Below are 24,558 nucleotides of genomic sequence, written 5' to 3'. Positions count from 1 at the left end.
GCGATGACTAGATCAGACCCTGTCGTTCAATACTTGTCGATCAATGAGGATGCGACCGGCCGATGCCGGTGACCACCTCATTGTTTTTGCCGGCCAGCGCCGCCCGCTGCCCGGGACTGACCGCCAATACGGTACTGTTCGAGCATCTTTGCGCGCTTCACTACACCCTCACCCGCCTGCCCTGCAAGCACTGCGGCATGGATAAAAGCATTCTGGCCCATCAGGCCTTCCATTTCGCTCTCCGAGAAGAGACGGAAGGAAGGTATCTCCTCCTCGGTCTCCATTCCGAGGTGCCAGGCCTTGCGGGCCTGGTCGATTTTCCGGACACCGTCGTCCGCTGCATCAGTCGCATGGAACACCGCAATGGCTGCTCCGCTTCTGACTGCGGCATCCACTTTCGAGGACCCGCTGACGAACTGGCCGGCTTTCCGCGCCATGTTCATCATCTGCATCAATTGTGCCGAAAGCAGCCGGTCGACGCTCGCGCCGAGATCGTCCGCCGCCTTCACATCCATTTTCAGCGCGCGGGCGAAGAGTTTCTTCGCCACTGCCCTGTCGACCAGCGACCGGTCGATCTTCACCCAGCATCCGCGTCCCGGAAGCTCACGCTTCAGGTCGGCGACGATAGTTCCATCGGGAGCGGCAACGAAGCGGATCAGCTCTTCCGGCGATCCGCTTTCGCGCGTCACGATGCACATGCGTCCGTTCACGTCATAACCTGCAAGATCGTCGTCCTCATCAGGAAGAGCGTCCGGCTCATGCGCGGTCATCATGCTTCTTGTTCGGCTTCGGCTTCAGTGACCTCTTCGGTCCCCTTTGCCAGGTCCTCTTCAGTGATCCAGCCAGCCGAGAGGCGGGCCTGGACGATCATCTGTTCGGCCTCGACGCGCGAGACGTCGAACTTCGAGAACAGGCCTTCGAACTTCTTGGTTTCGCCGTTCTTGCGTTCGCTCCAGCCGACGAGATCGTCGGCGGCGCAACCGGCAAAGTCCTCGATCGTCTTGATGCCGTCTTCGCCGAGCGCCACCATCATCTGGGCGGTCATGCCGTCGATTTCGCGTAGCTCATCCTGAACACCGAGCGCCTTGCGCTTCTCGTCCATCTCGGCTTCGAGACGCTCGAGGAACTCGCGGGCGCGTTGCTGGATTTCCTGCGCCGTCTCTTCGTCGAAACCGTCGATCGAGGAGATCTCGTCGAGATCGACATAGGCCAGTTCTTCGACGGCGGCAAAGCCTTCGGAGGCCAGAACCTGGCCGACCATTTCGTCGACATCGAGCGAATCCATGAACAGGTTGGTGCGCTCGTTGAATTCCTTCTGACGGCGTTCCGATTCCTCGGCCTCCGTCATGATGTCGATGTCCCAGCCGGTCAGCTGCGAGGCGAGGCGGACGTTCTGGCCGCGGCGGCCGATCGCCAGCGACAGCTGCTCGTCGGGAACGACGACTTCGATACGCTCGGCATCCTCGTCGAGAACGACCTTGGCGACTTCGGCCGGCTGCAGGGCGTTGACGACGAAGGTCGCCGGGTCTTGGCTCCACGGAATGATGTCGATCTTCTCGCCCTGGAGTTCGCCGACGACGGCCTGGACGCGTGAGCCGCGCATACCGACGCAGGCGCCGACCGGATCAATCGAACTATCGTTCGAGATCACGGCGATCTTGGCGCGCGAGCCCGGATCGCGGGCGACCGACTTCACCTGGATGATGCCGTCGTAGATTTCAGGCACTTCCATGGTGAACAGCTTCACCATGAACTGCGGATGCGTGCGCGACAGGAAGATCTGCGGGCCGCGCTGCTCGCGACGGACGTCATAGACGTAGGCGCGGACTCGATCGCCATAACGCACATTTTCGCGCGGGATCATTTCGTCGCGGCGGATGATGCCTTCGCCACGGCCGAGATCGACGATGACATTGCCGTATTCGACGCGCTTGACGGTGCCGTTGACGATTTCGCCGGTGCGATCCTTGAATTCGTCGAACTGGCGGTCGCGCTCGGCTTCACGCACCTTCTGCACGATCACCTGCTTGGCGGACTGTGCGGCAATGCGGCCGAAATCCATCGGCGGCAGCGGATCGGCGATGAAATCGCCGAGTGCGGCGTCCGGGTTGCGGTCGCGGGCCAGCTCCAGCGGGATCTGCGTCGAATAATCCTCGGCCTTGTCGACGACTTCGAGCAGGCGCTGCAGACGGATTTCGCCGGTCTTCGGATTGATGTCGGCCCGGATGTTGGACTCGGTGCCGTAACGGGAGCGTGCCGCCTTCTGGATGGCGTCGGCCATTGCGGCCAGCACGATCTCGCGGTCGATGACCTTTTCGCGCGCCACTGCATCTGCGATCTGCAGAAGTTCGAGCCGGTTCGCACTGACTGCCATTGTCTTGTTTCTCCGTCTTAACCCCGGGGTTCCCGTCCCTGGAGCGGTCTGTTGATCGGTTATTCCTGGTCGTCCGCTTCGTTCTGGTTGGCGGCCTGGGCTTTCGCCAGCTTGTCGGCGCGCAACGCGTCGCGGATCAGGTCGTCGGTCAGAATGAGCTTCGCATCGCTAAGCGCCGTGAAGGGAATGGTGACCTTTTGCTCTTCCCCGTAAGCGACCTGGTCACGCTCGAGCGTGAAACCATCTACGCCTGCTTCGACGATCTTGCCGCGGAAGCGCTTGCGATTGTCGATCAGGATCGACGTCTCGCATTTCACAAGGTGGCCCTGCCAGCGGACGAAATCGGATTTCCGAACCATCGGACGGTCGATGCCGGGCGAAGACACTTCGAGATGATACTCTTTATCGATCGGATCTTCCACATCGAGGACTGGAGAAATCGCCATCGAGACTTCTTCGCAGTCCTGAACCGTCATCGTCCCGTCGTTGCGCTCGGCCATGACCTGCATCGTTGCGCCGTTCTGGTTCATCATACGGACGCGGATCAGCCGGAAGCCCAGGCCGACGAGAACGGGTTCGATGATATCGGCAAGACGCTGGTCGAGCCCGGTTTCGGTAATCAGCCGCGGCTCAACTTCGTTGCCTGCGTTTGTCATGTCCGACAAGCGGTGCGCTCCTCGCAATTTCATGCTTTTTAGCGATCGCGCTAATAAAAAAGAGCGGGTCCTTGCGGCCCACTCTTCATCAAGCGATCAAGAATTTGAGAGCCATATAGTCGGGTTTTTCCGAAATTGCAAGGTCTGCGACCGATTCGGTCAATTCGCGCCGGGCGACGTCGGCGGGCCTATGGCCAGCGCCTCTCTTGCGCATATATTGCCGTTCGGGCGCAATAACAAAAGCGGGAGAAATCGTGGCCTACACTTCGTCGACCTTGGCGCCTTTGCGGCACGATACTTACCGTACCATCTGGTTCGCCAGCCTGTCATCGAATTTCGGCGGACTGATCCAAGCGGTCGGTGCTGCCTGGATGATGACGACGATCACCGCCTCGGAGGATATGGTGGCGCTGGTGCAGACCTCGACGGCGCTGCCGATCATGCTGTTTTCCTTGATATCGGGCGCCTTGGCCGACAATTATGACCGCCGCCGGGTCATGCTGACGGCACAATGCATGATGCTGACCGTCTCGGCCCTGCTGACGGCCACAGCCCTACTCGGCTGGATCACCCCCTGGCTGCTGCTCTTCTTCACCTTCCTGATCGGCTGCGGCACCGCGCTCAACAATCCCTCCTGGCAGGCCTCGGTCGGCGACATGGTGCCTCGCGCCGATCTGCCGGGCGCCGTCACCTTAAACAGCATGGGTTTCAACATCACCCGCAGCGTCGGCCCGGCGATCGGCGGCGTCATCGTCGCAGCCGCAGGTGCCGCAGCAGCTTTCGCGGTAAACACCGTGAGCTACTTCGCCCTGATCTATGCCCTCATGCGCTGGCGCCCGAGCACGCCCGTCTCAACGCTGCCGCGGGAAGCGCTGGGCAGCGCCATCTTCGCCGGCCTGCGGTATGTCTCGATGTCGCCCAATCTCGAAAAGGTTCTCGTCAGGGGACTGCTCTTCGGCATCGGCGCCAGTTCCATCCTGGCGCTGCTGCCGGTCGTCGCGCTCGATCTCGTCGGTGGCGGTCCGCTGACCTATGGTTTCATGCTCGGTGCTTTCGGCATCGGCGCGATCGGCGGCGCCGTGCTGAATGCGCGGCTGCGCCAGATGCTCTCAAGCGAGATGATCATCCGCCTATCCTTTACCGGCTTTGCGCTGAGCGCCGTCATCGCCGCCTTCAGCCCAAGCGCCGTCCTCACCTCTGCCGGGCTGCTCGTCTCCGGCGCCTGCTGGGTTTCGGCACTTTCGCTCTTCAACACCATAGTCCAGCTGTCGACGCCGCGCTGGGTGGTCGGCCGGGCGCTGTCGCTCTACCAGACCGTCACCTTCGGCGGCATCGCCGGCGGCAGCTGGTTGTGGGGTATTGCCGCCGATCGTTATGGCGTCGCCGATGCGCTGCTGATGTCATCCGTCGTCATGCTGCTCGGCATCGCCATTGGCCTGCGTTTTTCCATGCCGGCCTTTGCCTCGCTCAACCTCGATCCGCTGAACCGCTTCACCGCGCCGGCCTTGAGCCTCGACATCACGCCGCGCAGCGGCCCGATTGTCATACAGGTCGATTACGACATCGCCGATGCCGACCTTGCCGAGTTCATGGCGCTGATGGTCGAGCGCCGTCGCATCCGCATCCGGGACGGCGCCCGTCACTGGGCGTTGATGCGCGATCTCGAAAACCCCGGCTTGTGGACGGAAAGCTATCATACGCCGACCTGGGTCGAATATATCAGACACAATCAGCGCCGCACGCAGGCCGACGCCGAAAACATCGACAGGCTCCGCGCGCTGCACCGCGGCGAGGGTCCCCCGCATGTCCATCGCATGATCGAGCGCCAGGCCATTCCGCCGGATGACGACGTCTTTCACAAGGCGCCGATCGATCTGCATCATTGAGACGACTATGCATAGATCAGCCATCTATCGCTTCAGGCGCGCCCGCCGATCCGATCTCGCCGCCATCGTCCGGCTGCTCGCCGACGACGATCTCGGCGTTACCAGGGAGATCGTTTCAGACCTCGTCGATGCGCGTTATCTCTCGGCCTTCACTGCGATCGAGGCGGACGCCAATCAGCTGCTGGCCGTCGCAAGCGACGCTTCCGATCGGGTCGTCGGCTGTCTGCAGCTGAGTTTTCTGCCCGGTCTGTCGAGAACGGGCATGTGGCGCGGCCAGATCGAAAGCGTGCGTGTCGCTGGAGATGTTCGCGGCTCGGGCCTCGGCTCCCAGTTTATCGAATGGGCGGTCGCCCAATGCGCCGCGCGCGGCTGCGGCCTCGTGCAGCTGACAACGGACAAGACACGGAAGGACTCGATCCACTTCTATGAGAAGCTCGGTTTCGTGGCGAGCCACGAGGGGATGAAGCGCGCACTCTGAAGCCGCCTACTTCAGCTTGCCCTTCATCGTCGCTTCGGGAAAACAGGTCGGCTTCATGCCGTTCTTGGCCTGCCACTGGCCGATCGAACGCCGCGTCTTGTAGCCGGGCAATCCGTCGGAGCCGCCGACATCGTAGCCCTGCCGTTCCAGTGCCTTCTGCATGGCGGCGACATCCGAGCGCAGCATTTTGCCGACATCGCCCCATCGGCCCGTAAAGGCGCCGCCGTTCGAGCCGATGCGGTCGGCGAGATTGCCGATATAGAGCGCGTAGAGGTCGGAATTATTGTATTCCTTGATAGTGTAAAAATTCGGGGTGACGATGAATTCCGGCCCGTCGCGGCCGGCCGGAACCAGTATCATGCCTTGAGCCTTCATCTCTGCTGACGGAAAGTCCTTGCCGGAGATGCGCTCGATGCCGAGCGAGGCCCAATGCGAAAGCGGTTTCGCCAGATCGGGTCCCTCCTGGGCGCAGGAGACCGCCTGAGGTATCGACACCTCGAAGCCCCAGTCGCGATCGCGCTGCCAGCCTTTCTTGACCAGATAATTGGCGATCGAGGCGAGCGTATCCGGCACCGAGGTCCAGATATTGCGGTGGCCGTCGCCGTCGAAATCGACGGCATATTTCAGATAACTCGTCGGCATGAATTGCGGCTGGCCGAGCGCGCCGGCCCAAGAGCCCTTGAATTCGGCGGGCGTCACATCGCCGCCGTCGAGAATATGCAGGGCCGCCACCAGTTCGGTGCGGAACATCTCCTTGCGCGTCGACATGAACGCCTTGGTCGCCAGCACCTCGACCGCCGAATTCGGGATCTTCGCGGCACCGAAGCCGGTCTCACGACCCCAGATGGCCAGCACGATCGAGCCCGGCACGCCATAGGTCTTTTCGATCCGTTTCAGCGTCGAGCCATATTGCGCGGCAAAACCACGCCCCGTTGCGGCAAGCCGCTTCAGCTGGTCCTCGTTGAAATAGGGACCGGGCGAGGAAAATTCTGCCTGCGTCTGCTTCTGCTCCTTCGGCGGCGGGAAGCCGGGCGGGGCGAGATCGGGCAGGTTCCAGTTCAGCGTGACGCCGGAGAATGCGGCCTGGAAGGTTTTTTCGGAAATACCGCCCGCCTTTGCTTCGGGCCAAAGGTCCTTCTGCACCCAGCTTTCGAACTGCGCCTCGACATCGGCTTTCGATGGGGCTGCGTATGAGGGGAGGGGGAGGAGGGCAGTGATTGCCGCGAATGCGAATATCCGCAGCCGTCGTGGAACACCCCCCTCTGTCCTGCCGGACATCTCCCCCACAAGGGGGGAGATCGGCTGGGGGCGCCGCCTTGCCCAAATGAAGCGTCTGAGATGGTCGAAGCCGCCTGGCGCACGATCAAAATCTTGCGAGGCCTGCACCTCTTGCCGATCTCCACCCTTGTGGGGGGTGAGGCGCGTGCCGGCAAAGCCGGAGCGATCGATCCAGTGGATCGATCGGAGTGCCGAACGCCCGGCAGGGCAGAGGGGGGTGTGGTGCCACATATGAAAACCCTTCATATCACCGTCCGCGCCCGCAATGCCGCGGCAAGTGTGCCCTCGTCGAGATAGTCGAGTTCGCCGCCAACCGGCACACCATGCGCCAGCCGGGTGATCTTCACGTCGAGCCCCTGCAACTGATCAGTAATGTAATGCGCCGTCGTCTGACCCTCGACGGTGGCATTGACCGCGATGATCAGTTCCCGGATGCCGCCTTCGCCGATCCGGTCGATCAGCCCGCGAATATTGAGATCGTCAGGCCCGATCCCGTCGAGCGGCGACAGCGTGCCGCCGAGCACGTGATAGGCGGCGTTCATGGCGCCCGCCCGCTCCAGCGCCCAGAGGTCCGAGACGTCCTCGACGACGATGATGATGGATTGGTCGCGCTGGGTGTCGGTGCAGACGGTGCAGGGGTCGACCGTATCGACATTGCCGCAGCGCGAGCAGATCTTCACCTTGTCATAGGCCTCGCCCATCGCATTCGACAGCGGCCCCAGCAACTGGTCTTTCTTCTTGATCAGATGCAGTGCCGCCCGGCGCGCCGAGCGCGGCCCGAGGCCCGGCACCTTCGCCAGAAGCTGGATGAGTTTTTCGATTTCGGGGCCGGTGACTCGTTTTGCCATGCGCCGTTCTTAACTGATATGGAACGAAAACGGAATCGCGGAAGGATCGGCCATCCCATGAAAATCCTGGCTCTTTGTATGGGCATCCCGGAAAGGCTGGCCGGCAAGAGCTATAAGACCGGCATCTTCAAACGTGCCATTAATGGCGCGGTGATGATCGATGCCGAGGGGCTGGTTGGCGACGCGATCTGCAACCGCAAACATCATGGCGGCGTCGATCAGGCAGTCTATATCGAGGGATCGCTGACGCTCGACTGGTGGAGCAGGGAACTCGGCCGGCCGTATGAGCCCGGCACCTTCGGCGAAAACATGGTCATCTCGGGCATCGACAATCGCAACATCTCCGTCGGCGACCGGTTCATATCAGGCGATCTCATCCTCGAAGTCACATCGTGCCGTATCCCCTGCGCCACCTTCGCCGCCAAGATGAACGACCCGAAATTCGCCAAACGCTACGCCGTCGCCGCTCGCCCCGGCATCTATTGCCGGGTGATCAAAGCGGGTGTGGCCGAGGCCGGAATGCCGGTGGAGCATCAGGCGTTTGTTGGAGAGAAAATCTCAATGCCGGAACTGATGAGAACTGTCGGCGCGCGGCTTTCAGAGCCCGACCAGGCGCGATATCTCGCGTCACCGATCCACCATAAACTGCGAGCGATGTTGGAAGCCGAAACATAAGGGCGGTGGCAGCGACAATGACGACCGCATCGGTACTGGCGGACGGCGATCTACTTCTGGCATGAATCTAGCCGGACAAAAGAAGGCAACATAAATCCATTTTTGCGTTCGTCCTCGGTTAGCAATTCCTTCCGTTTAATATGGACGCCCATGTGCTTGCTGCAGACGATGGACAAAGCGGTCAAATTGCCGAAGGCGATGTAAGGCGTTTGATTGACGGAGAAAATTTCAGTGACGGGGATCGGGAACGGCACCGGTTGATTGGCTGCCGCCGGATCATTGATTTCCTTAAAGCATTCGTAAGCTACGGTTTTATCACTATTTTCTTTTGAAGACTCCAAGTCTAGGCTGCATAGCGGTATAACATCGCTGCATATTACAACGCCGTCGACAGACCAAACCAGTTTGGATTTTCGCCAAGTTTCAAACCTTATCGGTTCCGCATAGAATGGGTGTTCTCCAGCGCGCACCTTATAGAAGATTTTGGTGTCGTCGTCCGGGTCGCCCGGATTAGGCTGATCAAAGACATAAACGCGCTTGCTGCGGTCGCATTGGCCTGCATTGACAACTGTCGGCAAGACCAGAATAGCGGCGACGCAATGGCGAAAAAGGCCGGAGATCTTCATGAAAAATCCTATGAGACCTGTGAAACTACTTGCTGAAAATATGAGAGCAATTCCAGCAAAGCTATGGCATGGTTTGTGTCGGGAATTACTTGAAAACAAATAGTTAATTCGTGTCACCTAGTAAGCAAAGGCTCCGCCATAACGACATGCATCAAAACAAATAAAGCGCATCGCATAATCAAATTTGATGCGACACGCTTTGGAATATCTCCGCAATTCGAAGAAAGCGGAAAGTCTAAGACCGAATTGCCAGCTATCAGAACGGCAGCTTGAAGCCCGGCGGGATCGGCAGGCCGGCGGTCAGCGCCTTGGTCTTTTCGGCAGCAAGCGCCTCGGCCTTGTCCTTGGCGTCCTTGTGGGCGGCGACGATCAGGTCCTCGAGGATCTCGACATCGTCTTCCTTGAACAGCGACGGGTCGATCTTCAGGCTCTTCAACTCGCCTTTGCCGGAGATGATGACGGTAACGAGGCCGCCGCCGGCTTTGCCTTCGGCCGTGAGCTCGGCGATCTCCGCCTGCATCTGCTCCATCTTGGCCTGCATTTCCTTGACTTTGCCCATCATGCCCATGATGTCGCGCATCGTCTCGCTCCTTGTTGAAATCAGAATTCTAGGTCGTCGCCGGGCAGGATATCACCGTCTTCCGATTCGGCGGCGGCTGGCGGTGTCGCCTCTTCCGCTTCCTCCTCCGGCGTCGGCGCCCTGACGCGCACGTCAATGATCTTGGCGCCTGGAAATTGCGCAAGGATCGCCGCGACATCAGGGTCCTGGCGTGCATCGCTGACGCGCTGTTGCTGAGCCTTGGTTTCCGCCTCCACCATCGTCGGCCGGCCTTCCTCGCGGCTGGTGCTGACGATCCAGTGGATGCCCGTCCATTCCTTGAGCTTGACGGCAAGTTCATTCAGCAGCGTGCCTGGCGCGCCCTCGGTGAGGTTCACATCAAGCCGGCCGGGTTCGATGCGCACGGGCCGCACGAAGTTGCGCACCAGCGCCTTCAGCTTGACGTCCCGCTTCTCGGCGGCAAGATCGACGATATCGCCGATCGAATTGACCGATACGAGCGGCTTCGGTGCTTCGGCCGGCTTCGTCTCGATCCGCCCGACAGGCATCGTCTCGGGCTGGCTGCTCGGCACGGCGCGCAGCATCGTTACGGGCGCCGAAGGCTGCGGCTTGCTCGTCGCGATTTCAGGCGCGCGCGCCGCGACACTGCTTTGATAGGGAACACGCGTGCCGCCGCCGCCATTGCCGGAAGGCGGCGAGGAGGGCCGCGAGCCGGCATTGTCGCCGGAAAATTCGGCAAGCCGCCGTGCCGCGTCCTCAGGCGCCGGCAGATGCGCCGCATGCGCAAGCCGGATCAGCACCATTTCGGCAGCACCCGCCGTCCGCGACGAGCCTTCCGTTTCCGGAATGCCCTTCAGCAGCATCTGCCAGATGCGCGACAGCGTCGTGACCGCGACGCCCTTGGCGAATTCCGCCGCCTTGGTGCGCTCGACTTCGCTGAGCGAAGGGTCGCTTGCCGCATCCGGCACATATTTCAGCCGTGTCACCAGATGGGTGAAATCGGCGAGATCGGTCAGCACCACCACCGGATTGGCGCCGGCCTCGTACTGGTTCTGGAATTCGCCGAGGGCAGCGGCGACATCGCCCTTGATGACATGCTGGAAGAGATCGACGATCCGGGCGCGGTCGGCCAGGCCGAGCATGCCTCGCACGGCCTCAGCCTGCACGGCGCCTGCGCCATGGGCGATCGCCTGGTCGAGCAGCGACAGGCCGTCGCGTGCCGATCCTTCGGCGGCGCGCGCGATCATCGCCAGCGCGTCGCCTTCCGCCTCGATGCCTTCCTTGGCGGCGATCGTCGAAAACAGCCCGACGAGATCCGACGCGCTGATGCGGCGCAGATCGAAGCGCTGGCAGCGCGACAGCACGGTGATCGGCACCTTGCGAATTTCGGTGGTGGCGAAGATGAACTTCACATGCTCCGGCGGCTCTTCCAGCGTCTTCAGCAGGCCGTTGAAGGCCTGCGTCGACAGCATGTGCACTTCGTCGATGATATAGACCTTGTAGCGCGCCGAAACCGGGCGGTAGCGCACCTGCTCGATGATCTCTCTTATATCGTCGATGCCGGTATGGGAGGCGGCATCCATCTCGATCACGTCGACATGGCGGCCTTCCATGATCGCCTGGCAGTGCTCGCCGGGCACGCGCAGATCGATCGTCGGCTTGTCGATATCTGATGTCTTGTAGTTAAGTGCCCGCGCCAGGATGCGCGCCGTCGTCGTCTTGCCGACGCCGCGTACGCCGGTCAGCATATAGGCCTGGGCGATGCGGCCGGTCTCGAAGGCATTGGTGAGGGTGCGGACCATCGGCTCCTGGCCGACCATCAGGTCCGTGAAATCCTTGGGGCGGTATTTGCGAGCCAGCACCCGGTATCCGGTGCCCGTCGAGGCGGCATCTTTTGACTGTCGCTCGGTGTCGCTCATCGCCCTGCTTGTCGCCCGGGATCGTCGGGCATTTCGTGGAGAGAAGGTGGGAGGCTGGCACGATGACCCGTGCCGGGCTCGTTAGGGCTGCTTCCTTCCGGACCTGACCCGGTTGGCGAGTGGCTCGTCCACCACCAACCTCCCGAATGCACATATCGGCAATATCGTCATCAAAAGCAAGCCAACATCCAAAAAAACTGCTAGTCGTAGGAAAAGACAGGAGGAATGCCCTTTGAAAGGTTTCGCGCTCGATCCCCGGCTGGAAAACGACAGCACCAGCATCATGGTCACCGGTCTCTGCGATCTGAGATTGTCGAAGGATGCCCGCTGGCCCTGGCTCATTCTCGTGCCGCGCCGGGCTGAAATTACCGAAATCTTCGAGCTGACGCCGCTCGACCAGGTGCTGCTTGCCTTCGAGACGGAGCTCGTCGCCAATGCATTGAAGAAGATCACCGACGCGACAAAAATCAATATCGGGGCTCTTGGCAATATCGTCCGCCAGCTTCATGTTCATGTCATTGCCCGCTTCGAAGGCGATGCCAACTGGCCGGGTCCCGTCTGGGGCTTCGGGCGCGCGGAGCCATACGAAGACGGAAAGAGAGACGAATTCATAGCGAAGCTGCGGGAAGCCCTTTCATCATGAGTCATTCGCTTTTCGATTCGGACGTGCCGCATCCCGAACCCAGCAATCTCACGGCCTTTGCCGCCAACGATCTCAATCGCGATTCCGAGCATCGCGACGAACACTCCGTCGAAAAGGCGCTGGCGAGGGAAGGCACCCATATCTTCGCCTTCGCCAGAGACAAGCTGGTGTTGAAGCATGACGGCCAGGTGCTCGATCCGCTTTTTGCCCGCTACGAACTCAAGGAGTTGCAGCCGGATTGGGACGAGACCGTGCTTCTCGGCTACCGCAAATCAGGCGAACCGCGCCTTGCCGTTCCCGTCGCCATCGACGTCGATGATCTGACCAGCCACTACAAGCCCGCTGACGGTCGTACGCTGTTTCGTGAAATGCTGATCGACGAGGTGCTGCTCGGCGAATTCGCCCAGGCCGCAAGCCTCATTCGCTGGAATGGCGACAACCGCTTCTGCGGCCGCTGCGGCTCAGCGATGGAGATCCACATCGGCGGCTACAAACGTGTCTGCACCGCCTGCGAACACATGATCTTTCCCCGCACCGATCCGGTTGTCATTATGTTGACGATCGATGAACAGCGCGACCTCTGCCTCCTCGGCCGCAGCCCGCATTTCGCGCCCGGCATGTATTCCTGCCTTGCCGGCTTCGTCGAACCCGGCGAGACCATCGAGAATGCCGTGCGCCGCGAAACGCTGGAGGAATCCGGCATCCGCACCGGCCGCATCCGCTATCACGCCTCACAGCCCTGGCCGATGCCGCATTCGCTGATGATCGGCTGTTATGCCGAGGCCAAATCCACCGAAATTACCCGCGACGAGACCGAGTTGGAGGATTGCCGCTGGTTCACCCGCGAGGAAACCATCGAAATGCTGGAACGCCCGAGCGCGACAGGCAAGGCCTCGCCGCCGAAAGGGGCGATCGCCCACCGCCTGATGCGCGACTGGGTGGAGTGGAAGCGGTAACGCCATGCCGGTCGCGCGCTCGGAACGGCTGCTGACGCTGCTCCAGACGCTCCGGCGCTACCGGCGCCCGGTGACAGGCATCGTGCTTGCAGAGGAAACCGGCGTCAGCCTGCGCACGCTCTATCGCGATATTGCCAGCCTGCAGGCCCAGGGGGCGATGATCGAGGGCGAAGCCGGCATCGGCTACGTGTTGAAGCCGGGCTTCATGCTGCCGCCGATGATGTTTTCCGAAGAGGAACTGGAGGCACTGGTGCTCGGCTCGCGCTGGGTCGCCCGCGCCGCCGAACCGCGTCTTGCCGGCGCCGGCGCCGATGCGCTGGCCAAGATTGCCGCCGTGCTGCCGGCCGATATGCGCGAGATGATCGATTCAGCCGCCCTCTTCGTCGGCCCCAAACGCCGGGACGAGGACAGCGCAGATGTCTCGGCCATCCGCAGGGCGATCCGCCTCGAGCGTATCCTCGAACTGCACTACGGCGACGAGCAGGGCCGGATCTCGCGCCGCCGCGTCTGGCCTTTCGCGCTCGGTTATTTCGAACATGTGCGGGTCGTCATGGCCTGGTGCGAACTGCGCCAGGATTTCCGCCATTTCCGCACCGACCGCATCATCGACATGGCGCTGCACGAAGTGCGTTATCCGCGCCGCCGCACCGTGCTCCTCAAGGAATGGCGCGAAACGCAGGACGTGCCCGTCGAGAGCTAATGCTGCTGCCATAAATTGTCAGCAGGTGGGGTTATTATCAGTACCAATCCACTACAGCGCCGCGCGTCTTTGGACGCGTAAAGGACGCTGTAGCACTAAGTTTCGCGCATCGTGCCGATGCGCTGGGAAAGGAGTACTGATCATGGCAACGTCTCTAGTCTTCCATCAAGACAGCGACCGTTTTGCAGTTGACACCTTTGCCGATGTAATTTCGGCCGAAACTTTTGCCGATGTCGGGCAGTCCGGGCACCGCGGTCTTCTGCGCCGGGTCATGGGCGTCTTTCGGATTCGCAGTGCAAACCACACCAGCCTCGATATCGAGGCGGCACCAGATTGCCGGAAGCGCGACCTCGGCTTCATGGATGGGCGCGGCCCGCGCCGCGAAGACCGTTTCCCACTCTAATCCACTTCATCACCATCGACATTCCGCCAGACGAAACAGGGGCGTTGCTTTGGCAACGCCCGCTGCATCCTGCTGCCATGAATTGGCAGCAGATGATCACTCGTCCCGGCTTCATTGACAGCAAAAGGGAGAGCCGAAATGACCAGCCCCAATCTGATAATTCTCTACGTCAAGGACCCGGCAGAAAGCGCCAGCTTCTATCGGAACCTGCTAAATCGCGAGCCGGCCGTGGAGGCGCCGAATTTCGTCGCCTTCCCACTCGAGGGCGGCTTCACCCTCGGCCTCTGGCGGCGCAGCAAGGTCGAGCCGCAGCCTTCCGCCATCGGCAACCGCGGCGAAGTGGCCTTCATGGTCGCCGGTGAAAATGCCGTCGCACGGCACTATGACGATTGGCGCGGCCGCGGCCTGCCGATCGCCCAGGAGCTGACCGAACTGGACTTCGGCCCGACCTTCGTCGTGCTCGATCCGGACGGCCATCGCCTGCGGGTTTGTGAACCGGACAAATAATGCCGGAGGGCGAGGCCTGTTATAGCAGGCCTCGCATCGCATGCCCTTTGTAGACGCCGAGGATGCGGACTTTCTCCGAGAAGAACCGTAGTTCCTCCAATGCCCGGCGCACATTCGGATCGTTCGGATGGCCTTCGATATCGGCATAGAACTGCGTCGCCACGAATTTTCCGCCGAGCTGGTAGCTTTCCAGCTTCGTCATGTTGATGTTGTTGGTGGCAAAGCCGCCGAGCGCCTTGTAGAGCGCGGCCGGAATGTTGCGGACGTTGAAGACGAAGGTGGTAACGACTTTTTCCTCAGCCGAATTGCGTTGCGCCCATTCCTCGTCGCGGGAGAGGATGACGAAACGGGTGACGTTGTTTTCGGTATCCTCGACATTTTCGGCGATGATCTCGAGCCCGTAGAGATCGGCGGCAAGGCGTGGCGCCAAGGCGGCCATCGAGCGGTCGCCGGTTTCCTTCACGAGCTTGGCCGCGCCTGCCGTATCGCCGGCAATCACAGGCTTCCAACCATTGGCGCGAACGATCTTGCGGCACTGGCCGAGCGCGTGGATATGGCTGTGCACCGTGCGGATTTCGTCCTTGGTCACCCCCGGCAGAACCATCAGCTGGAAGCGGATCGGCATGAAATACTCGCCGATGATGTGGAGACGCGATTCCGGCAGCAGATGGTGGATATCGGCGACGCGCCCGGCGATCGTATTCTCGATCGGGATCATCGCGATATCGGCGTCGCCGTTGTCGACCGCCGTGAATGCATCCTCGAAAGTCTGGCAGGGCAGCGGCTCCATGGTCGGGAACATGTCCCGGCTGGCCATGTCGGAATTGGCGCCGAATTCGCCCTGAAAGGCGATCCTGTTGGTCTTGATGTTCATGATGGTTCCGTCAGTTCGACTTTGCGGAGAGGATGCGCCGCGCTATTTCGAGATCGGCGGGAGTATCGACACCGAGCGGAACCGTGTCAACGATCTCGGCGTCGATGCGCATGCCGGCCTCCAGTGCCCTCAGCTGCTCCAGCGATTCGCGCCTTTCGAGCGTCGATGGCCCGAGCGAGACGAACCGTTCGAGCGCGGCGCGCCGATAGGCGTAAAGGCCGATATGATGGTAGAGCGGACCCTTGCCGTAAGGCGCGGTGGCACGGGTGAAATAGAGCCCGCGCAGTCGGGTGTCGGAAACGTGCGAACCGACGACCTTGACGATGTGCGGCGCTGTTTTGTCTGCCTCATTGTCGATTTCGGTTGTCAGCGTGCCGATATCGACCGCCTCGTTCTCCAGAGGGCGCAAAGCCGCGCGCACGGTTTCCGGATCGATCGTTGGCAGATCGCCCTGGACGTTGACGATGAATTTCGCCTTCCCGTCCGGATCGACCTTGGTCAGCGCTTCGAAGATCCGATCGGAACCCGATTGATGATCGCTGCTGGTCATGACGACTTCAAAGCCGGCGGCAGAAACCGCATCGAACACCCGGTCGTCGTCGACGGCGACGACGACGCGGCCGATGGCTGCCTCTTTGGCGCGCAACGCCACCTGGACGATCATCGGCAGCCCGCAAATATCGGCGAGCGGCTTGCCCGGCAGCCGGGTGGAGGCCATCCGCGCCGGGATCAATACGAGCACGCCGTCTAAATTTGAATCACTCATGGGTCGGGCCTTCTATTCCGGGCTGAAAAGTGTCAAAAAGTCTCACGCTCAAGACCATTTAGACAGTTGCAACGATCAGCCAAAAGACATAGGTTCCGCGCGATTTCAAGATGGTCCGGTTTATGGTCTGCCGGCTGCAAGGGGAGCATTGCAGATGAATTCATACGTCAATACGGCCGTGGGGGCACTGCTCGGGACGATTTTCGTTCTGATGTCGGTCTCCATCGCGTCCGAGGGGATCTTCCATTCCGAAGCACCGGAAAAGGAAGGTTTCGCGATCGTTGCCGAAGAGGCGCCCGCCGCTGGTGGCGAAGCTGCGCCTGCCGCTGCTGCCGTTCCGATCGCGCAATTGCTCGCTTCTGCCGATGCCAAGGCCGGTGAAACGGTCTTCAAGAAGTGTCAGGCCTGTCATGACGGCACCAAAGGGGGACCGAACAAGGTCGGTCCCAACCTCTTTGGTGTCGTAGATCGCCCGATCGCCTCGCATGAGGGCTTCGCCTATTCCGCTGCCATGAAGGATTTCTCCAAGGGCAGCAGCGAGAAGTGGACCTTCGAATTTCTGAACAAGTTCCTGCTGGCGCCGAAGAAGGATGTTCCCGGCACCGCCATGGGCTTTGCCGGTCTGGCGAAGGATCAGGACCGCGCCAACGTCATCCTCTACCTGCACACGCTGTCTGATTCGCCGGTGCCGCTGCCGGATCCGAAGACGGCGACGCAGTAACGCGGACGGAATAATCGCACGTGATAGAGAGCCCGGCCCGCGAAGCCGGGCTTTTTGTTGTGCGGAGCCTGTTCAGGCACCCAGGAAATAGGCCCAGAGCGAGACCGTGATGGCGCCGAGCGCCGTCGTCACCGTGATCGTCGAGGCAGCAATGCTGTGGCCGACGCCGAATCGGTTGGCGATCAGCCAGGCGTTGACGCCCGTGGGTACCGAGGATGTCAGCACGATCGCCGCCGTCCATTCCGGACTGAGGCCGAGGAGATGGCTCGCCGCCCATACGCAGCCGGGCAGCAATAGCAGCTTCAGGCTCGAGGTGACGCTGGCGATGCCGAGATTGCCTGAGATGCCGTATTTCTCCAGCGCCATGCCGAGCGAGATCAGCGCTGCCGGGCCGGCAATGCCGGCAATCTGCTTGACGACGGTTGCCAGGGTTACCGGCATGGTGAGGCCGGAAAGGTGCATGGCCATACCGGCCGCAAGCCCGATCACCAGCGGATTGCGCACGAGATTGACGGCGATCTGGCGAAGCACGAGCACCATGCTGCGATCGCTTTTGCCGGCGATCTTGCGCTCGGCATGCTCCATCAGCACCGTGCCGGCGACCATCATGACAGGCAGATGCACGGCAAGCAGGATCGACAGCGCCACCAGCCCCTCGTCGCCGACGGTGCGCTCGACGAGCGGCAGGCCGATGAAGATATTATTGGCGAAAGCCGAGGAAACGCCGGCCAGCACGCCGATCCGCTCGTCGCGGCCGAAGAGGCGTGTCGCGGCGATATGGCCGGTCGCCCAGGTAATGGCAACGCCTGAGAAATAGACGATCCACAGTCGGAAGGGCGAGGCGCCGTGAAAATCCGCCTCGGCGATGGTGCGGAAGAGCAGCAGCGGCACGGCGATCTTGAAGACGAATTCGCTGAGCGCTTCGCCGACATTCGATGCCATCAAGCCGCTGCGGACGATCACCCAGCCGATGAGGATCAGGATGAAGATGGGAAGAACGTCGAGAATGATGGCTGACATGAGGAGGACTGCTCTGCGCGGGGGAGTATCCGACCTCTAACAGCAAACCGTCTGGATTGAAAAGGCAAACCAGCCTGATCCGGCAGCCGTGGTATCCGAGAAACAAAAAAAGCGGGCATCGCCCGCTTTTCCGCTCCGGCCTTGCCGGAGCAATCGCGAAGCTGCCAGTTCATCCGTGGTCAGCATCGCGCCGTCAAGATCGAGGGGATCATCCCTCGTACGCCCGGCTGCAACTGAAAGCTGCTCATGCCGGTCTTCTTGCGACTATTTCTAGATTTCGAAAATGACAGGGGCATGACGAAGAGACGGCAGTTTTGCGAAGAAATAGAGGTGCCATCCACCATTTATCCTTCCAAACCGCGGAAATTTCGCTAAGACCGAACCCCGGCTATCACTAATCCGGGACTCCCCTTTTCATGACAAGATTCGACGTTCTGACAGTCGGCAACGCAATCGTGGACATCATTGCCCGTTGCGACGACCAGTTCCTCATTGATAACAAGATCACCAAGGCGGCGATGAACCTCATCGATGCCGAGCGTGCCGAACTCTTGTATTCGCGCATGGGGCCGGCGCTCGAAGCCTCCGGCGGCAGCGCCGGCAACACGGCGGCCGGCGTTGCCAGCCTCGGCGGCAAGGCCGCCTATTTCGGCAACGTCGCCACCGATCAGCTGGGCGACATCTTCACCCACGACATCCGCGCCCAGGGTGTGCACTACCAGACAAAGCCCAAGGGCACCTTCCCGCCGACGGCGCGCTCGATGATTTTCGTCACCGAGGACGGCGAGCGTTCGATGAACACCTATCTCGGCGCCTGCGTCGAGCTCGGCCCTGAAGACGTCGAACCCGACGTCGTAGCCGACGCCAAGGTCACCTATTTCGAGGGTTATCTCTGGGATCCGCCGCGCGCCAAGGAAGCCATCCTCGATTGCGCCCGCATCGCCCATGAAAACGGCCGCGAAATGTCGATGACGCTGTCCGACAGCTTCTGCGTCGGCCGCTATCGCGGCGAGTTCCTCGATCTGATGCGCTCCGGCAAGGTCGATATCGTGTTCGCCAATCGCCAGGAAGCGCTGTCGCTCTACGAAACCGACGATTTCGAAGAGGCGCTGAACAGGATCGCCGCCGATTGCAAGATCGCCGCCGTGACCATGAGCGAGGATGGCGCCGTCATCCTGAAGGGCCGTGAGCGTTATTACGTCGATGCGATCAGGATCAGGGAAGTCGTCGACACGACGGGCGCCGGCGATCTCTTCGCCTCCGGCTTCCTCTACGGCTATACGCAGGGACGCTCTCTGGAGGATTGCGGCAAGCTGGGCTGCCTGGCTGCCGGCATCGTTATCCAGCAGATCGGCCCGCGTCCGATGACCTCGCTTTCCGAGGCCGCCAAACAGGCTGGGCTTATTTGAAGGCTTCGCCGGGATAGGCGCCCCAGATCTCCGACTGCGCCACCCAACCGGCGGCGCCGTCGGTTTCGGCGCGGCACCAGTCGCCGTTGCATTCGCCGATCGTCAGCATCACGCCGGGTTCCAGCTTGGCAACGACCGACGCGGAGGGCTGCGCCTCGCGGCGCAGATTGACGAAGACGCCCTTGGCCTTCGTCTTCATCCACGGAGCGGCGATCGCCGCGCGCTGGCCTGAGAGCAGCGACTGGTTGACCCAGCCTTCGGTGCCGTCGGCATCGCGGATGCGGCGCCAGTTGTCATATTCCTGGATGATCTCCACCGGCAGGCCGGATTTCAGATACATCCACGACACCGCATAATCCGTTCCCGGGCCGATGCGCAGGTTGACGCGCTTGGATTTCAGCGTGACAAAACGCGGCAATGGCAGTCCGCTTGGTCCCTTGGCAGCCTGCGCATGGGCAAATTCGACGGTTCCCAGGGATGCGGCCAGAGCGATGGCAAGGGCAAGGCAGGACTTCAGGACTTTGCTGCGCATGGAAGTTTCCGTTTGCTCGAATTCGCGGGCAGGCCCGGCCTGTTCGCGGTCCGGGCTCTGACATTCCCCACCTGCAGCGCGAGTTTTGTTTGTCTTCGCGTGCGGGTCTGGTAGAAAATGCCCGGATGGGAAAATTATCACCCCTCTTGGTTAAAGACCTCTGAACAAGGCACCACAGCCAGCCATGACAGCGAAGAAAAAACCGAAGGTCTATATCACCCGCAAGCTGCCCGATGCCGTCGAAACTCGCATGCGCGAGCTGTTCGACGCCGAGCTCAACATCGACGACGCGCCGCGTTCCGTTCCCGAGCTTGTCGCCGCGGTCAGGACCGCCGACGTGCTGGTCCCGACCGTCACCGATCGAATCGACGCGGCGCTGATCGATCAGGCCGGGCCGCAGATGAAGCTGATCGCCAGCTTCTCCAACGGCACCGACCATATCGATGTCGAGGCGGCGGCGCGCAGGGGCATCACCGTCACCAATACGCCGAACGTCCTGACCGAGGATACGGCCGATATGACGATGGCGCTCATTCTCGCGGTTCCGAGACGGCTCGGCGAGGGTGCCCGCGTGCTGACCGACAATCCCGGCGAATGGGCCGGCTGGTCTCCGACCTGGATGCTCGGCCGGCGCATTCACGGCAAGCGCATCGGCATCGTCGGCATGGGCCGCATCGGCACGGCGGTCGCCCGCCGCGCCAAGGCTTTCGGCCTGTCGATCCACTACCACAACCGCAAGCGCGTCAATCCCGCTGTCGAAGACGAACTGGAAGCGACCTATTGGGAAAGCCTCGACCAGATGCTCGCCCGCGTCGACATCGTTTCAGTCAATTGCCCGTCGACGCCGGCGACCTTCCACCTGATCTCGGCACGCCGGCTGGCGCTGCTGCAGCCGACCGCCTATCTCGTCAACACCGCGCGCGGCGACGTGGTCGATGAAGCTGCGCTGATCAAGGCTCTGAGGGAGGGCCGGATCGCCGGCGCCGGCCTCGACGTCTTCGAAAACGAGCCTGCCGTCAACCCGAAGCTCGTCAAGCTCGCCAATGATGGTAAGGTCGTTCTGCTGCCGCATATGAGTTCGGCGACGATCGAAGGCCGCATCGACATGGGTGACAAGGTCATCATCAATATCCGCGCCTTCATCGACGGCCACAGGCCGCCGAACCGGGTGCTGCCGGGGCGCTGAAGCCGGGCTGGTTCAGACGACCGGGATCTGAGGCGGAAGGGCCTTGCGCATCTCGACGAAGGTCGTCCTGGAAAAGCCGGGATGCGCCTTTTCGGCGGTTCTCGAAAAACCCCAGGCGGCGAAGACGGCGTGATTGTCGGTGAGCTCGATGCGTGTTTCCAGCCGCAAAACCGGAAGTCCGAGCCTTGCTGCCGTCTGTTCGGCAATCGCCAGCAGCCGTTTGCCGAGGCCCTTGCCCTGCACCTCCGGCAGAACGGCAAGCTTGCCGACATAGAGACAATCGGCCTCCGGCCGCAGGAAGAGGCAGCCGATCAACCTTTCGCCGTCGAGGGCGACATGGCCGATCTCCGCCCTGGCCTTTTCTGCCAGCGACTCCGCCGTCAGCTTGAGCGCCGAGGAGGGCGGATCGATCCTGCCGTTCATCGAAGCGAAGGAGGCGAGGATCAGTGCGAGCAGTTCGTCCCAGCGCGTGAAACTATGATCGAGAGGAATAATCGTCATCCGGCCTGTCTTTGTGTTGTGCGGCTTCGTCTGTAGCGGACCGTGTCGAAGCGGGCCTTCAGTGCGTCGTAGAGCAGCAGCCGTCCGACCAGCGGTTCGCCGGTGCCGGTGACGAGTTTGATCGCCTCCATCGCCATCATTGTGCCGATGACGCCGGTGAGCGCGCCGATGACGCCGGCCTCGGCGCAGGCGGGAATGAGCCCCGCCGGCGGCGCTTCCGGAAACAGATCGCGATATCTGGGGTTGGGCGTCCCGTCCGCGGCACTTTCATAGGGTTTGAGAACCGTCAGCGAGCCGTCGAACCGCCCGACAGCGCCGGTGACGAGCGGAATGCGCGCTTCCTCCGCCGCATCGGCGGCGGTATAACGCGTGTCGAAATTGTCGGAACCGTCGATCAAGAGATCGAAGCCGGACAGTTGCCGGCGGGCGCTCTCCTGGGAAAAGCGTTCCTCGAAGCGGATCAGCCGGACATGCGGATTGAGCCTGGCGATGGCGGACGCGGCACTTTCCGTCTTCAACTCGCCGATCGTGCCGGAATCATGGATCACCTGACGCTGCAGGTTCGACAGCGACACCCGGTCGTCGTCGACGATACCGAGCGTGCCGATACCGGCTGCGGCGAGATACTGCAGGATCGGCGCACCGAGGCCGCCGGCGCCGATCACCAGCACCCGGGCGGCCTTCAACCTCTGCTGGCCGGCGCCGCCGATCTCGGGAAGCAGGATGTGGCGGTGATAACGGGCGATTTCGTCGGGGCTGAGCGGTTCCATGGCGCCGATCTTATCATGGCGCCCGACATCGGGAAAAGCCGCCTCCGTCATTCGAACACCCTTCCGTCGGCCACCGTGAAGAACTGCGCCCTGTCGCCGAGCGCCGAAAACATCACGCGATCCGTGCCGGTCATGAAGGCCTGGCCGCCGAGCCCGTCGATCAGGTCGAACAGCGCGGCGCGTCTGTTCTCGTCGAGATGCGCCGCGATCTCGTCGAGCAGCAGGATCGGTGCATGGCCGGTGAGATTGCCGACCAGGCGTGCATGCGCAAGCACCAGGCCCACAAGCAGCGCTTTCTGCTCGCCGGTGGAGCAGCGCTCCGCCTCCATCGCCTTTTCCCGGTGATGGACGATCAGATCGGCCCGGTGCGGCCCTTCGAGCGTACGCCCGGCACCCGCGTCGCGGTAGCGGCTCTCGGCCAGCATCGCCGCATAATCGTCCTCGAGGTCGACCGAGGGGCGCGAAAACTGACCGTCCATGAAGCCCGAGAGCTGCAGCGACGCTGAAGGAAAAGGCGAGTTCTCGCGAGTTTCCTCGATCAGCCGGGTCAGCAGGCCGAGCATTTCCTGCCGGGCGAGCGCCATGGCGATGCCGAGGCTGGCCATCTGTTGCTCGATGCCGGCAAGCCAGGAGGGGTCGAAGCGACCTTCATCCAGCAATTTGTTACGGCTGCGCATGGCACGCTCGAAATCGCTGGCGCGGCGCCCATGGGCGGGATCGAGCGACAGCACTAGCCGGTCAAGAAAGCGACGCCGGTCGGAGGAGGCGCCGGTAAACAGGCCGTCCATCGCCGGTGTCAGCCAGAGGAGGCGCAGATGGTCGGTGAGTTCGTCGGCTGTTTTGGCCGGGGTACCGTTGATCCGCAGCCTGCGGGCGGTGGCCTCCTCGCTTGTTTCGATACCGGTGCCGATTTCGACTTCGCCTTCCATGCCGTCGAGCGCGGCGAAGATCGAAAAACCGCCGGCTGCACCGACGCGGGTGATGTCGCCATAGGCGGCGCGGCGCAGCCCTCGGCCCGGCGAAAGCAGTGACACCGCCTCCATGAGATTGGTCTTGCCGGCGCCGTTGTCGCCCGTCAGCACGGCGTGCCGGCCGTCTAGGGCAAGGGCCGCCGCCGCATAGTTGCGGAAGTCTGTCAGCCTCAAACGGGAAAGAGAAACCTTGTGCGGCATCGAATGTCCGGATTCGTGAAGCGTGACAGCTAAGCCTAAGCGGCGTTGATGGCAAGGCTCGCAGCTTCGCGGGCGTGGATGGCTGCTGCTGCCGGTCGCGCATCAGGCACGATGCCGCAAGGAACAGAATGTTTAGTAAAAATACAACCTGAAGACGGATGTCGCGACGTCATCGGCGCGCGATGGAGACCAGCATGTTCAGTGACTGCGAGGCCATACAATCGGCTTATTGCGACAATATTTCACGCCGCTGACGTAACGTAAGGCCCAAAAAAAGTCGGTTGAATTTTGCAACTGCAGGGTTGAGTTATCTGATGAAATCGATATGGTTAACGGACTGTTTATGTATCAGAGAGTGATGAAGTGCCAGATCCGGTTGATATTATCGTTGGTCGCAACGTAAGACAGTTTCGCGCCCTTCGCCGTGTTTCCCAGCTCGAGCTTGGCGAAGCACTCGGACTGACATTCCAGCAGATTCAGAAATACGAAAAAGGCGCGAACCGCGTTTCCGCCAGCAAGCTGCATCAGATAGCAGTTTTTCTCGATGTCGATATCGCTGCTCTTTTCGAGGGAGCCGGCATTTCGCAATTCAGCGGCCGTATCGAACTCAGCCCCGACGCCTATGCGCTTGCATTGAGCTACGACAGACTGAATTCACCGGCAGGCAAGGAAGCGGTCAAAACCATCGTTACGATCATGAGTGGCGAAACGACCGAAAGCGCCGCCTGATCTCGCCGGGATAGCGTACTTGCTCGTGGTCTCAACGCTGACATTTTAGTGGATCTCGCATTCGTGCAGTGCCATCAGCAGATCATCCTGCGTCTGGTGGCCGGCGTGATAGAGGTCGATCGCGATACTGGCGATGGAAAGCCCCTGCTGACTGCGAAGCTTGATGTTGCGTTCGGCGCACCATGTATAGATGGCGCCGGCGAGAACGTCGACGTCTTCGGACTGAGAGGAAAAGGCTGGCGCCATGGCAGATACCCTTGGTTTGGTTGTCCCGCGCGTCTGAGGACGCTCTATCATTTTGAATCCGCATAGTCCTTGCCGGATATCGGTTCCGATTTCGGGTTATGCGCTGACGGCAGAGACTGAATTC

At 61.5% G+C, this 24,558-nt stretch carries 28 protein-coding genes and 1 other RNA gene; 12 read left to right on the top strand and 17 right to left on the bottom strand.

Annotated features, from left to right (window positions below):
* Nucleotides 1-77 precede the first annotated feature (77 nt).
* Genes FFM81_RS20515 through rimP form a run of 3 tightly spaced genes read right to left on the bottom strand, consistent with a single transcriptional unit; the run spans nucleotide 78 to nucleotide 3,039 of the window.
* Complete coding sequence (locus FFM81_RS20515) at nucleotides 78-773, bottom strand: RNA-binding protein (RefSeq protein WP_003571226.1); 696 nt, start codon at nucleotides 771-773, stop codon at nucleotides 78-80.
* Nucleotides 770-2,374: a transcription termination factor NusA gene (gene nusA, locus FFM81_RS20510; protein WP_003571224.1), complete on the bottom strand. Its 1,605-nt coding sequence runs from the start codon at nucleotides 2,372-2,374 to the stop codon at nucleotides 770-772. Before nusA ends, FFM81_RS20515 begins: the two co-directional genes overlap by 4 nt.
* 59 nt (nucleotides 2,375-2,433) lie before the next feature.
* Nucleotides 2,434-3,039, bottom strand: a complete 606-nt coding sequence (gene rimP / locus FFM81_RS20505) for a ribosome maturation factor RimP (RefSeq protein ID WP_003571222.1) — start codon at nucleotides 3,037-3,039, stop codon at nucleotides 2,434-2,436.
* Between the two features lie 197 nt (nucleotides 3,040-3,236).
* On the opposite strand from rimP, the gene FFM81_RS20500 reads away from it, so the two are divergent.
* Together FFM81_RS20500 and FFM81_RS20495 are read left to right on the top strand one after the other, a co-directional pair.
* A complete protein-coding gene (locus FFM81_RS20500; protein WP_025417460.1) occupies nucleotides 3,237-4,916 on the top strand; it encodes an MFS transporter in 1,680 nt (559 codons plus the stop codon).
* A gap of 22 nt (nucleotides 4,917-4,938) precedes the next feature.
* A complete protein-coding gene (locus FFM81_RS20495; protein WP_128398455.1) occupies nucleotides 4,939-5,394 on the top strand; it encodes a GNAT family N-acetyltransferase in 456 nt (151 codons plus the stop codon).
* 6 nt (nucleotides 5,395-5,400) lie between these two features.
* Here the strand turns inward: FFM81_RS20495 and FFM81_RS20490 are convergent, their stop codons facing one another.
* Both FFM81_RS20490 and recR read right to left on the bottom strand, forming a co-directional pair.
* A complete protein-coding gene (locus tag FFM81_RS20490; protein WP_025417462.1) occupies nucleotides 5,401-6,672 on the bottom strand; it encodes a lytic murein transglycosylase in 1,272 nt (423 codons plus the stop codon).
* Nucleotides 6,673-6,914: 242 nt separating this feature from the next.
* Entirely contained in the window at nucleotides 6,915-7,520 is a 606-nt protein-coding gene (recR, locus tag FFM81_RS20485) for a recombination mediator RecR (protein ID WP_003571213.1), read from the bottom strand.
* 57 nt (nucleotides 7,521-7,577) lie between these two features.
* Between recR and FFM81_RS20480 the strand changes: the two genes are divergently transcribed.
* Complete coding sequence (locus tag FFM81_RS20480) at nucleotides 7,578-8,195, top strand: MOSC domain-containing protein (protein WP_003571211.1); 618 nt, start codon at nucleotides 7,578-7,580, stop codon at nucleotides 8,193-8,195.
* Between the two features lie 50 nt (nucleotides 8,196-8,245).
* Here the strand turns inward: FFM81_RS20480 and FFM81_RS20475 are convergent, their stop codons facing one another.
* From FFM81_RS20475 to ffs, 4 genes are all read right to left on the bottom strand, one after another.
* Nucleotides 8,246-8,821: a hypothetical protein gene (locus FFM81_RS20475; protein ID WP_003571209.1), complete on the bottom strand. Its 576-nt coding sequence runs from the start codon at nucleotides 8,819-8,821 to the stop codon at nucleotides 8,246-8,248.
* 256 nt (nucleotides 8,822-9,077) lie between these two features.
* The gene (locus tag FFM81_RS20470; protein WP_003571208.1) at nucleotides 9,078-9,401 is read right to left on the bottom strand and encodes a YbaB/EbfC family nucleoid-associated protein; all 324 of its coding nucleotides are present in this window, start codon (nucleotides 9,399-9,401) and stop codon (nucleotides 9,078-9,080) included.
* Nucleotides 9,402-9,421: 20 nt separating this feature from the next.
* Nucleotides 9,422-11,299 (bottom strand): DNA polymerase III subunit gamma/tau, encoded by a 1,878-nt coding sequence (locus tag FFM81_RS20465; protein ID WP_003571207.1) that lies wholly within the window; start codon nucleotides 11,297-11,299, stop codon nucleotides 9,422-9,424.
* A gap of 46 nt (nucleotides 11,300-11,345) precedes the next feature.
* Nucleotides 11,346-11,442: signal recognition particle sRNA small type (gene ffs, locus FFM81_RS20460), an RNA gene on the bottom strand.
* Nucleotides 11,443-11,531: 89 nt separating this feature from the next.
* Here ffs and FFM81_RS20455 point away from each other — a divergent pair.
* From FFM81_RS20455 to FFM81_RS20435, 5 genes are all read left to right on the top strand, one after another.
* Entirely contained in the window at nucleotides 11,532-11,942 is a 411-nt protein-coding gene (locus FFM81_RS20455) for an HIT domain-containing protein (RefSeq protein WP_003571206.1), read from the top strand.
* Complete coding sequence (gene nudC / locus FFM81_RS20450) at nucleotides 11,939-12,898, top strand: NAD(+) diphosphatase (RefSeq protein WP_003571205.1); 960 nt, start codon at nucleotides 11,939-11,941, stop codon at nucleotides 12,896-12,898. The genes FFM81_RS20455 and nudC overlap by 4 nt, the downstream gene beginning before the upstream one ends.
* 4 nt (nucleotides 12,899-12,902) lie before the next feature.
* Entirely contained in the window at nucleotides 12,903-13,598 is a 696-nt protein-coding gene (locus FFM81_RS20445; protein ID WP_003571204.1) for a helix-turn-helix transcriptional regulator, read from the top strand.
* A gap of 142 nt (nucleotides 13,599-13,740) precedes the next feature.
* A complete protein-coding gene (locus FFM81_RS20440) occupies nucleotides 13,741-14,001 on the top strand; it encodes a hypothetical protein (RefSeq protein WP_003571203.1) in 261 nt (86 codons plus the stop codon).
* A 138-nt stretch (nucleotides 14,002-14,139) separates the two neighbouring features.
* Nucleotides 14,140-14,508 (top strand): VOC family protein, encoded by a 369-nt coding sequence (locus FFM81_RS20435; protein WP_003571202.1) that lies wholly within the window; start codon nucleotides 14,140-14,142, stop codon nucleotides 14,506-14,508.
* 19 nt (nucleotides 14,509-14,527) lie between these two features.
* On the opposite strand, the gene FFM81_RS20430 is transcribed toward FFM81_RS20435, so the two are convergent.
* Both FFM81_RS20430 and FFM81_RS20425 read right to left on the bottom strand, forming a co-directional pair.
* Nucleotides 14,528-15,382 carry a prephenate dehydratase gene (locus FFM81_RS20430; protein ID WP_003571201.1) on the bottom strand — a complete coding sequence of 285 codons (855 nt, stop codon included), beginning with the start codon at nucleotides 15,380-15,382 and terminating at the stop codon, nucleotides 14,528-14,530.
* Between the two features lie 10 nt (nucleotides 15,383-15,392).
* Complete coding sequence (locus FFM81_RS20425) at nucleotides 15,393-16,148, bottom strand: 3-deoxy-manno-octulosonate cytidylyltransferase (RefSeq protein WP_138386102.1); 756 nt, start codon at nucleotides 16,146-16,148, stop codon at nucleotides 15,393-15,395.
* 154 nt (nucleotides 16,149-16,302) lie between these two features.
* On the opposite strand from FFM81_RS20425, the gene FFM81_RS20420 reads away from it, so the two are divergent.
* The gene (locus FFM81_RS20420; protein ID WP_003571197.1) at nucleotides 16,303-16,869 is read left to right on the top strand and encodes a c-type cytochrome; all 567 of its coding nucleotides are present in this window, start codon (nucleotides 16,303-16,305) and stop codon (nucleotides 16,867-16,869) included.
* Between the two features lie 72 nt (nucleotides 16,870-16,941).
* Here FFM81_RS20420 and FFM81_RS20415 read toward each other — a convergent pair whose 3' ends face one another.
* Nucleotides 16,942-17,889, bottom strand: coding sequence for an AEC family transporter (locus FFM81_RS20415; RefSeq protein WP_003571195.1), 948 nt, complete (start codon nucleotides 17,887-17,889; stop codon nucleotides 16,942-16,944).
* A 416-nt stretch (nucleotides 17,890-18,305) separates the two neighbouring features.
* Here FFM81_RS20415 and FFM81_RS20410 point away from each other — a divergent pair, with 416 nt between their 5' ends.
* The gene (locus FFM81_RS20410; RefSeq protein WP_003571192.1) at nucleotides 18,306-19,298 is read left to right on the top strand and encodes an adenosine kinase; all 993 of its coding nucleotides are present in this window, start codon (nucleotides 18,306-18,308) and stop codon (nucleotides 19,296-19,298) included.
* Here FFM81_RS20410 and FFM81_RS20405 read toward each other — a convergent pair.
* Nucleotides 19,291-19,830, bottom strand: a complete 540-nt coding sequence (locus FFM81_RS20405) for an SH3 domain-containing protein (protein ID WP_003571190.1) — start codon at nucleotides 19,828-19,830, stop codon at nucleotides 19,291-19,293. The two genes, FFM81_RS20410 and FFM81_RS20405, sit on opposite strands and share 8 nt — an antisense overlap.
* 184 nt (nucleotides 19,831-20,014) lie before the next feature.
* Between FFM81_RS20405 and FFM81_RS20400 the strand changes: the two genes are divergently transcribed.
* A complete protein-coding gene (locus tag FFM81_RS20400) occupies nucleotides 20,015-21,016 on the top strand; it encodes a 2-hydroxyacid dehydrogenase (RefSeq protein WP_003571187.1) in 1,002 nt (333 codons plus the stop codon).
* Between the two features lie 12 nt (nucleotides 21,017-21,028).
* On the opposite strand, the gene FFM81_RS20395 is transcribed toward FFM81_RS20400, so the two are convergent.
* The 3 genes from FFM81_RS20395 to recF are packed head-to-tail and all read right to left on the bottom strand — an operon-like array spanning nucleotide 21,029 to nucleotide 23,459.
* Nucleotides 21,029-21,517: a GNAT family N-acetyltransferase gene (locus FFM81_RS20395; RefSeq protein WP_003571185.1), complete on the bottom strand. Its 489-nt coding sequence runs from the start codon at nucleotides 21,515-21,517 to the stop codon at nucleotides 21,029-21,031.
* On the bottom strand, nucleotides 21,514-22,338 hold the full coding sequence (locus FFM81_RS20390; protein WP_003571183.1) for a molybdopterin-synthase adenylyltransferase MoeB: 825 nt from the start codon (nucleotides 22,336-22,338) through the stop codon (nucleotides 21,514-21,516). Before FFM81_RS20390 ends, FFM81_RS20395 begins: the two co-directional genes overlap by 4 nt.
* Nucleotides 22,335-23,459 (bottom strand): DNA replication/repair protein RecF, encoded by a 1,125-nt coding sequence (recF, locus tag FFM81_RS20385; RefSeq protein ID WP_003571181.1) that lies wholly within the window; start codon nucleotides 23,457-23,459, stop codon nucleotides 22,335-22,337. Before recF ends, FFM81_RS20390 begins: the two co-directional genes overlap by 4 nt.
* 363 nt (nucleotides 23,460-23,822) lie before the next feature.
* On the opposite strand from recF, the gene FFM81_RS20380 reads away from it, so the two are divergent.
* The gene (locus FFM81_RS20380) at nucleotides 23,823-24,188 is read left to right on the top strand and encodes a helix-turn-helix domain-containing protein (RefSeq protein ID WP_003571179.1); all 366 of its coding nucleotides are present in this window, start codon (nucleotides 23,823-23,825) and stop codon (nucleotides 24,186-24,188) included.
* Between the two features lie 45 nt (nucleotides 24,189-24,233).
* Here the strand turns inward: FFM81_RS20380 and FFM81_RS20375 are convergent, their stop codons facing one another.
* Nucleotides 24,234-24,434 carry a hypothetical protein gene (locus FFM81_RS20375; RefSeq protein WP_003544370.1) on the bottom strand — a complete coding sequence of 67 codons (201 nt, stop codon included), beginning with the start codon at nucleotides 24,432-24,434 and terminating at the stop codon, nucleotides 24,234-24,236.
* Nucleotides 24,435-24,558 lie beyond the last annotated feature (124 nt).

The sequence above is a fragment of the Rhizobium hidalgonense genome (assembly GCF_005862185.2).
Classification (GTDB): Bacteria; Pseudomonadota; Alphaproteobacteria; order Rhizobiales; family Rhizobiaceae; genus Rhizobium; species Rhizobium hidalgonense.
This window is presented reverse-complemented; position numbering and strand designations above follow the sequence as displayed.

Excerpts from the sequence above, each read along its gene's own strand:
- FFM81_RS20490 (WP_025417462.1), bottom strand. The coding sequence starts at position 6,672 with ATGTCCGGCAGGACAGAGGGGGGTGTTCCACGACGGCTGCGGATATTC.
- FFM81_RS20430 (WP_003571201.1), bottom strand. The coding sequence starts at position 15,382 with ATGAACATCAAGACCAACAGGATCGCCTTTCAGGGCGAATTCGGCGCC.
- nusA (WP_003571224.1), bottom strand. The coding sequence starts at position 2,374 with ATGGCAGTCAGTGCGAACCGGCTCGAACTTCTGCAGATCGCAGATGCA.
- FFM81_RS20425 (WP_138386102.1), bottom strand. The coding sequence starts at position 16,148 with ATGAGTGATTCAAATTTAGACGGCGTGCTCGTATTGATCCCGGCGCGG.
- FFM81_RS20420 (WP_003571197.1), top strand. The coding sequence starts at position 16,303 with ATGAATTCATACGTCAATACGGCCGTGGGGGCACTGCTCGGGACGATT.
- FFM81_RS20470 (WP_003571208.1), bottom strand. The coding sequence starts at position 9,401 with ATGCGCGACATCATGGGCATGATGGGCAAAGTCAAGGAAATGCAGGCC.
- FFM81_RS20475 (WP_003571209.1), bottom strand. The coding sequence starts at position 8,821 with ATGAAGATCTCCGGCCTTTTTCGCCATTGCGTCGCCGCTATTCTGGTC.
- FFM81_RS20480 (WP_003571211.1), top strand. The coding sequence starts at position 7,578 with ATGAAAATCCTGGCTCTTTGTATGGGCATCCCGGAAAGGCTGGCCGGC.
- FFM81_RS20375 (WP_003544370.1), bottom strand. The coding sequence starts at position 24,434 with ATGGCGCCAGCCTTTTCCTCTCAGTCCGAAGACGTCGACGTTCTCGCC.
- FFM81_RS20405 (WP_003571190.1), bottom strand. The coding sequence starts at position 19,830 with ATGCGCAGCAAAGTCCTGAAGTCCTGCCTTGCCCTTGCCATCGCTCTG.
- recF (WP_003571181.1), bottom strand. The coding sequence starts at position 23,459 with ATGCCGCACAAGGTTTCTCTTTCCCGTTTGAGGCTGACAGACTTCCGC.
- FFM81_RS20440 (WP_003571203.1), top strand. The coding sequence starts at position 13,741 with ATGGCAACGTCTCTAGTCTTCCATCAAGACAGCGACCGTTTTGCAGTT.
- FFM81_RS20515 (WP_003571226.1), bottom strand. The coding sequence starts at position 773 with ATGATGACCGCGCATGAGCCGGACGCTCTTCCTGATGAGGACGACGAT.
- FFM81_RS20415 (WP_003571195.1), bottom strand. The coding sequence starts at position 17,889 with ATGTCAGCCATCATTCTCGACGTTCTTCCCATCTTCATCCTGATCCTC.
- FFM81_RS20465 (WP_003571207.1), bottom strand. The coding sequence starts at position 11,299 with ATGAGCGACACCGAGCGACAGTCAAAAGATGCCGCCTCGACGGGCACC.
- FFM81_RS20445 (WP_003571204.1), top strand. The coding sequence starts at position 12,903 with ATGCCGGTCGCGCGCTCGGAACGGCTGCTGACGCTGCTCCAGACGCTC.
- FFM81_RS20390 (WP_003571183.1), bottom strand. The coding sequence starts at position 22,338 with ATGACGGAGGCGGCTTTTCCCGATGTCGGGCGCCATGATAAGATCGGC.
- nudC (WP_003571205.1), top strand. The coding sequence starts at position 11,939 with ATGAGTCATTCGCTTTTCGATTCGGACGTGCCGCATCCCGAACCCAGC.
- recR (WP_003571213.1), bottom strand. The coding sequence starts at position 7,520 with ATGGCAAAACGAGTCACCGGCCCCGAAATCGAAAAACTCATCCAGCTT.
- FFM81_RS20435 (WP_003571202.1), top strand. The coding sequence starts at position 14,140 with ATGACCAGCCCCAATCTGATAATTCTCTACGTCAAGGACCCGGCAGAA.
- FFM81_RS20410 (WP_003571192.1), top strand. The coding sequence starts at position 18,306 with ATGACAAGATTCGACGTTCTGACAGTCGGCAACGCAATCGTGGACATC.
- FFM81_RS20400 (WP_003571187.1), top strand. The coding sequence starts at position 20,015 with ATGACAGCGAAGAAAAAACCGAAGGTCTATATCACCCGCAAGCTGCCC.
- FFM81_RS20395 (WP_003571185.1), bottom strand. The coding sequence starts at position 21,517 with ATGACGATTATTCCTCTCGATCATAGTTTCACGCGCTGGGACGAACTG.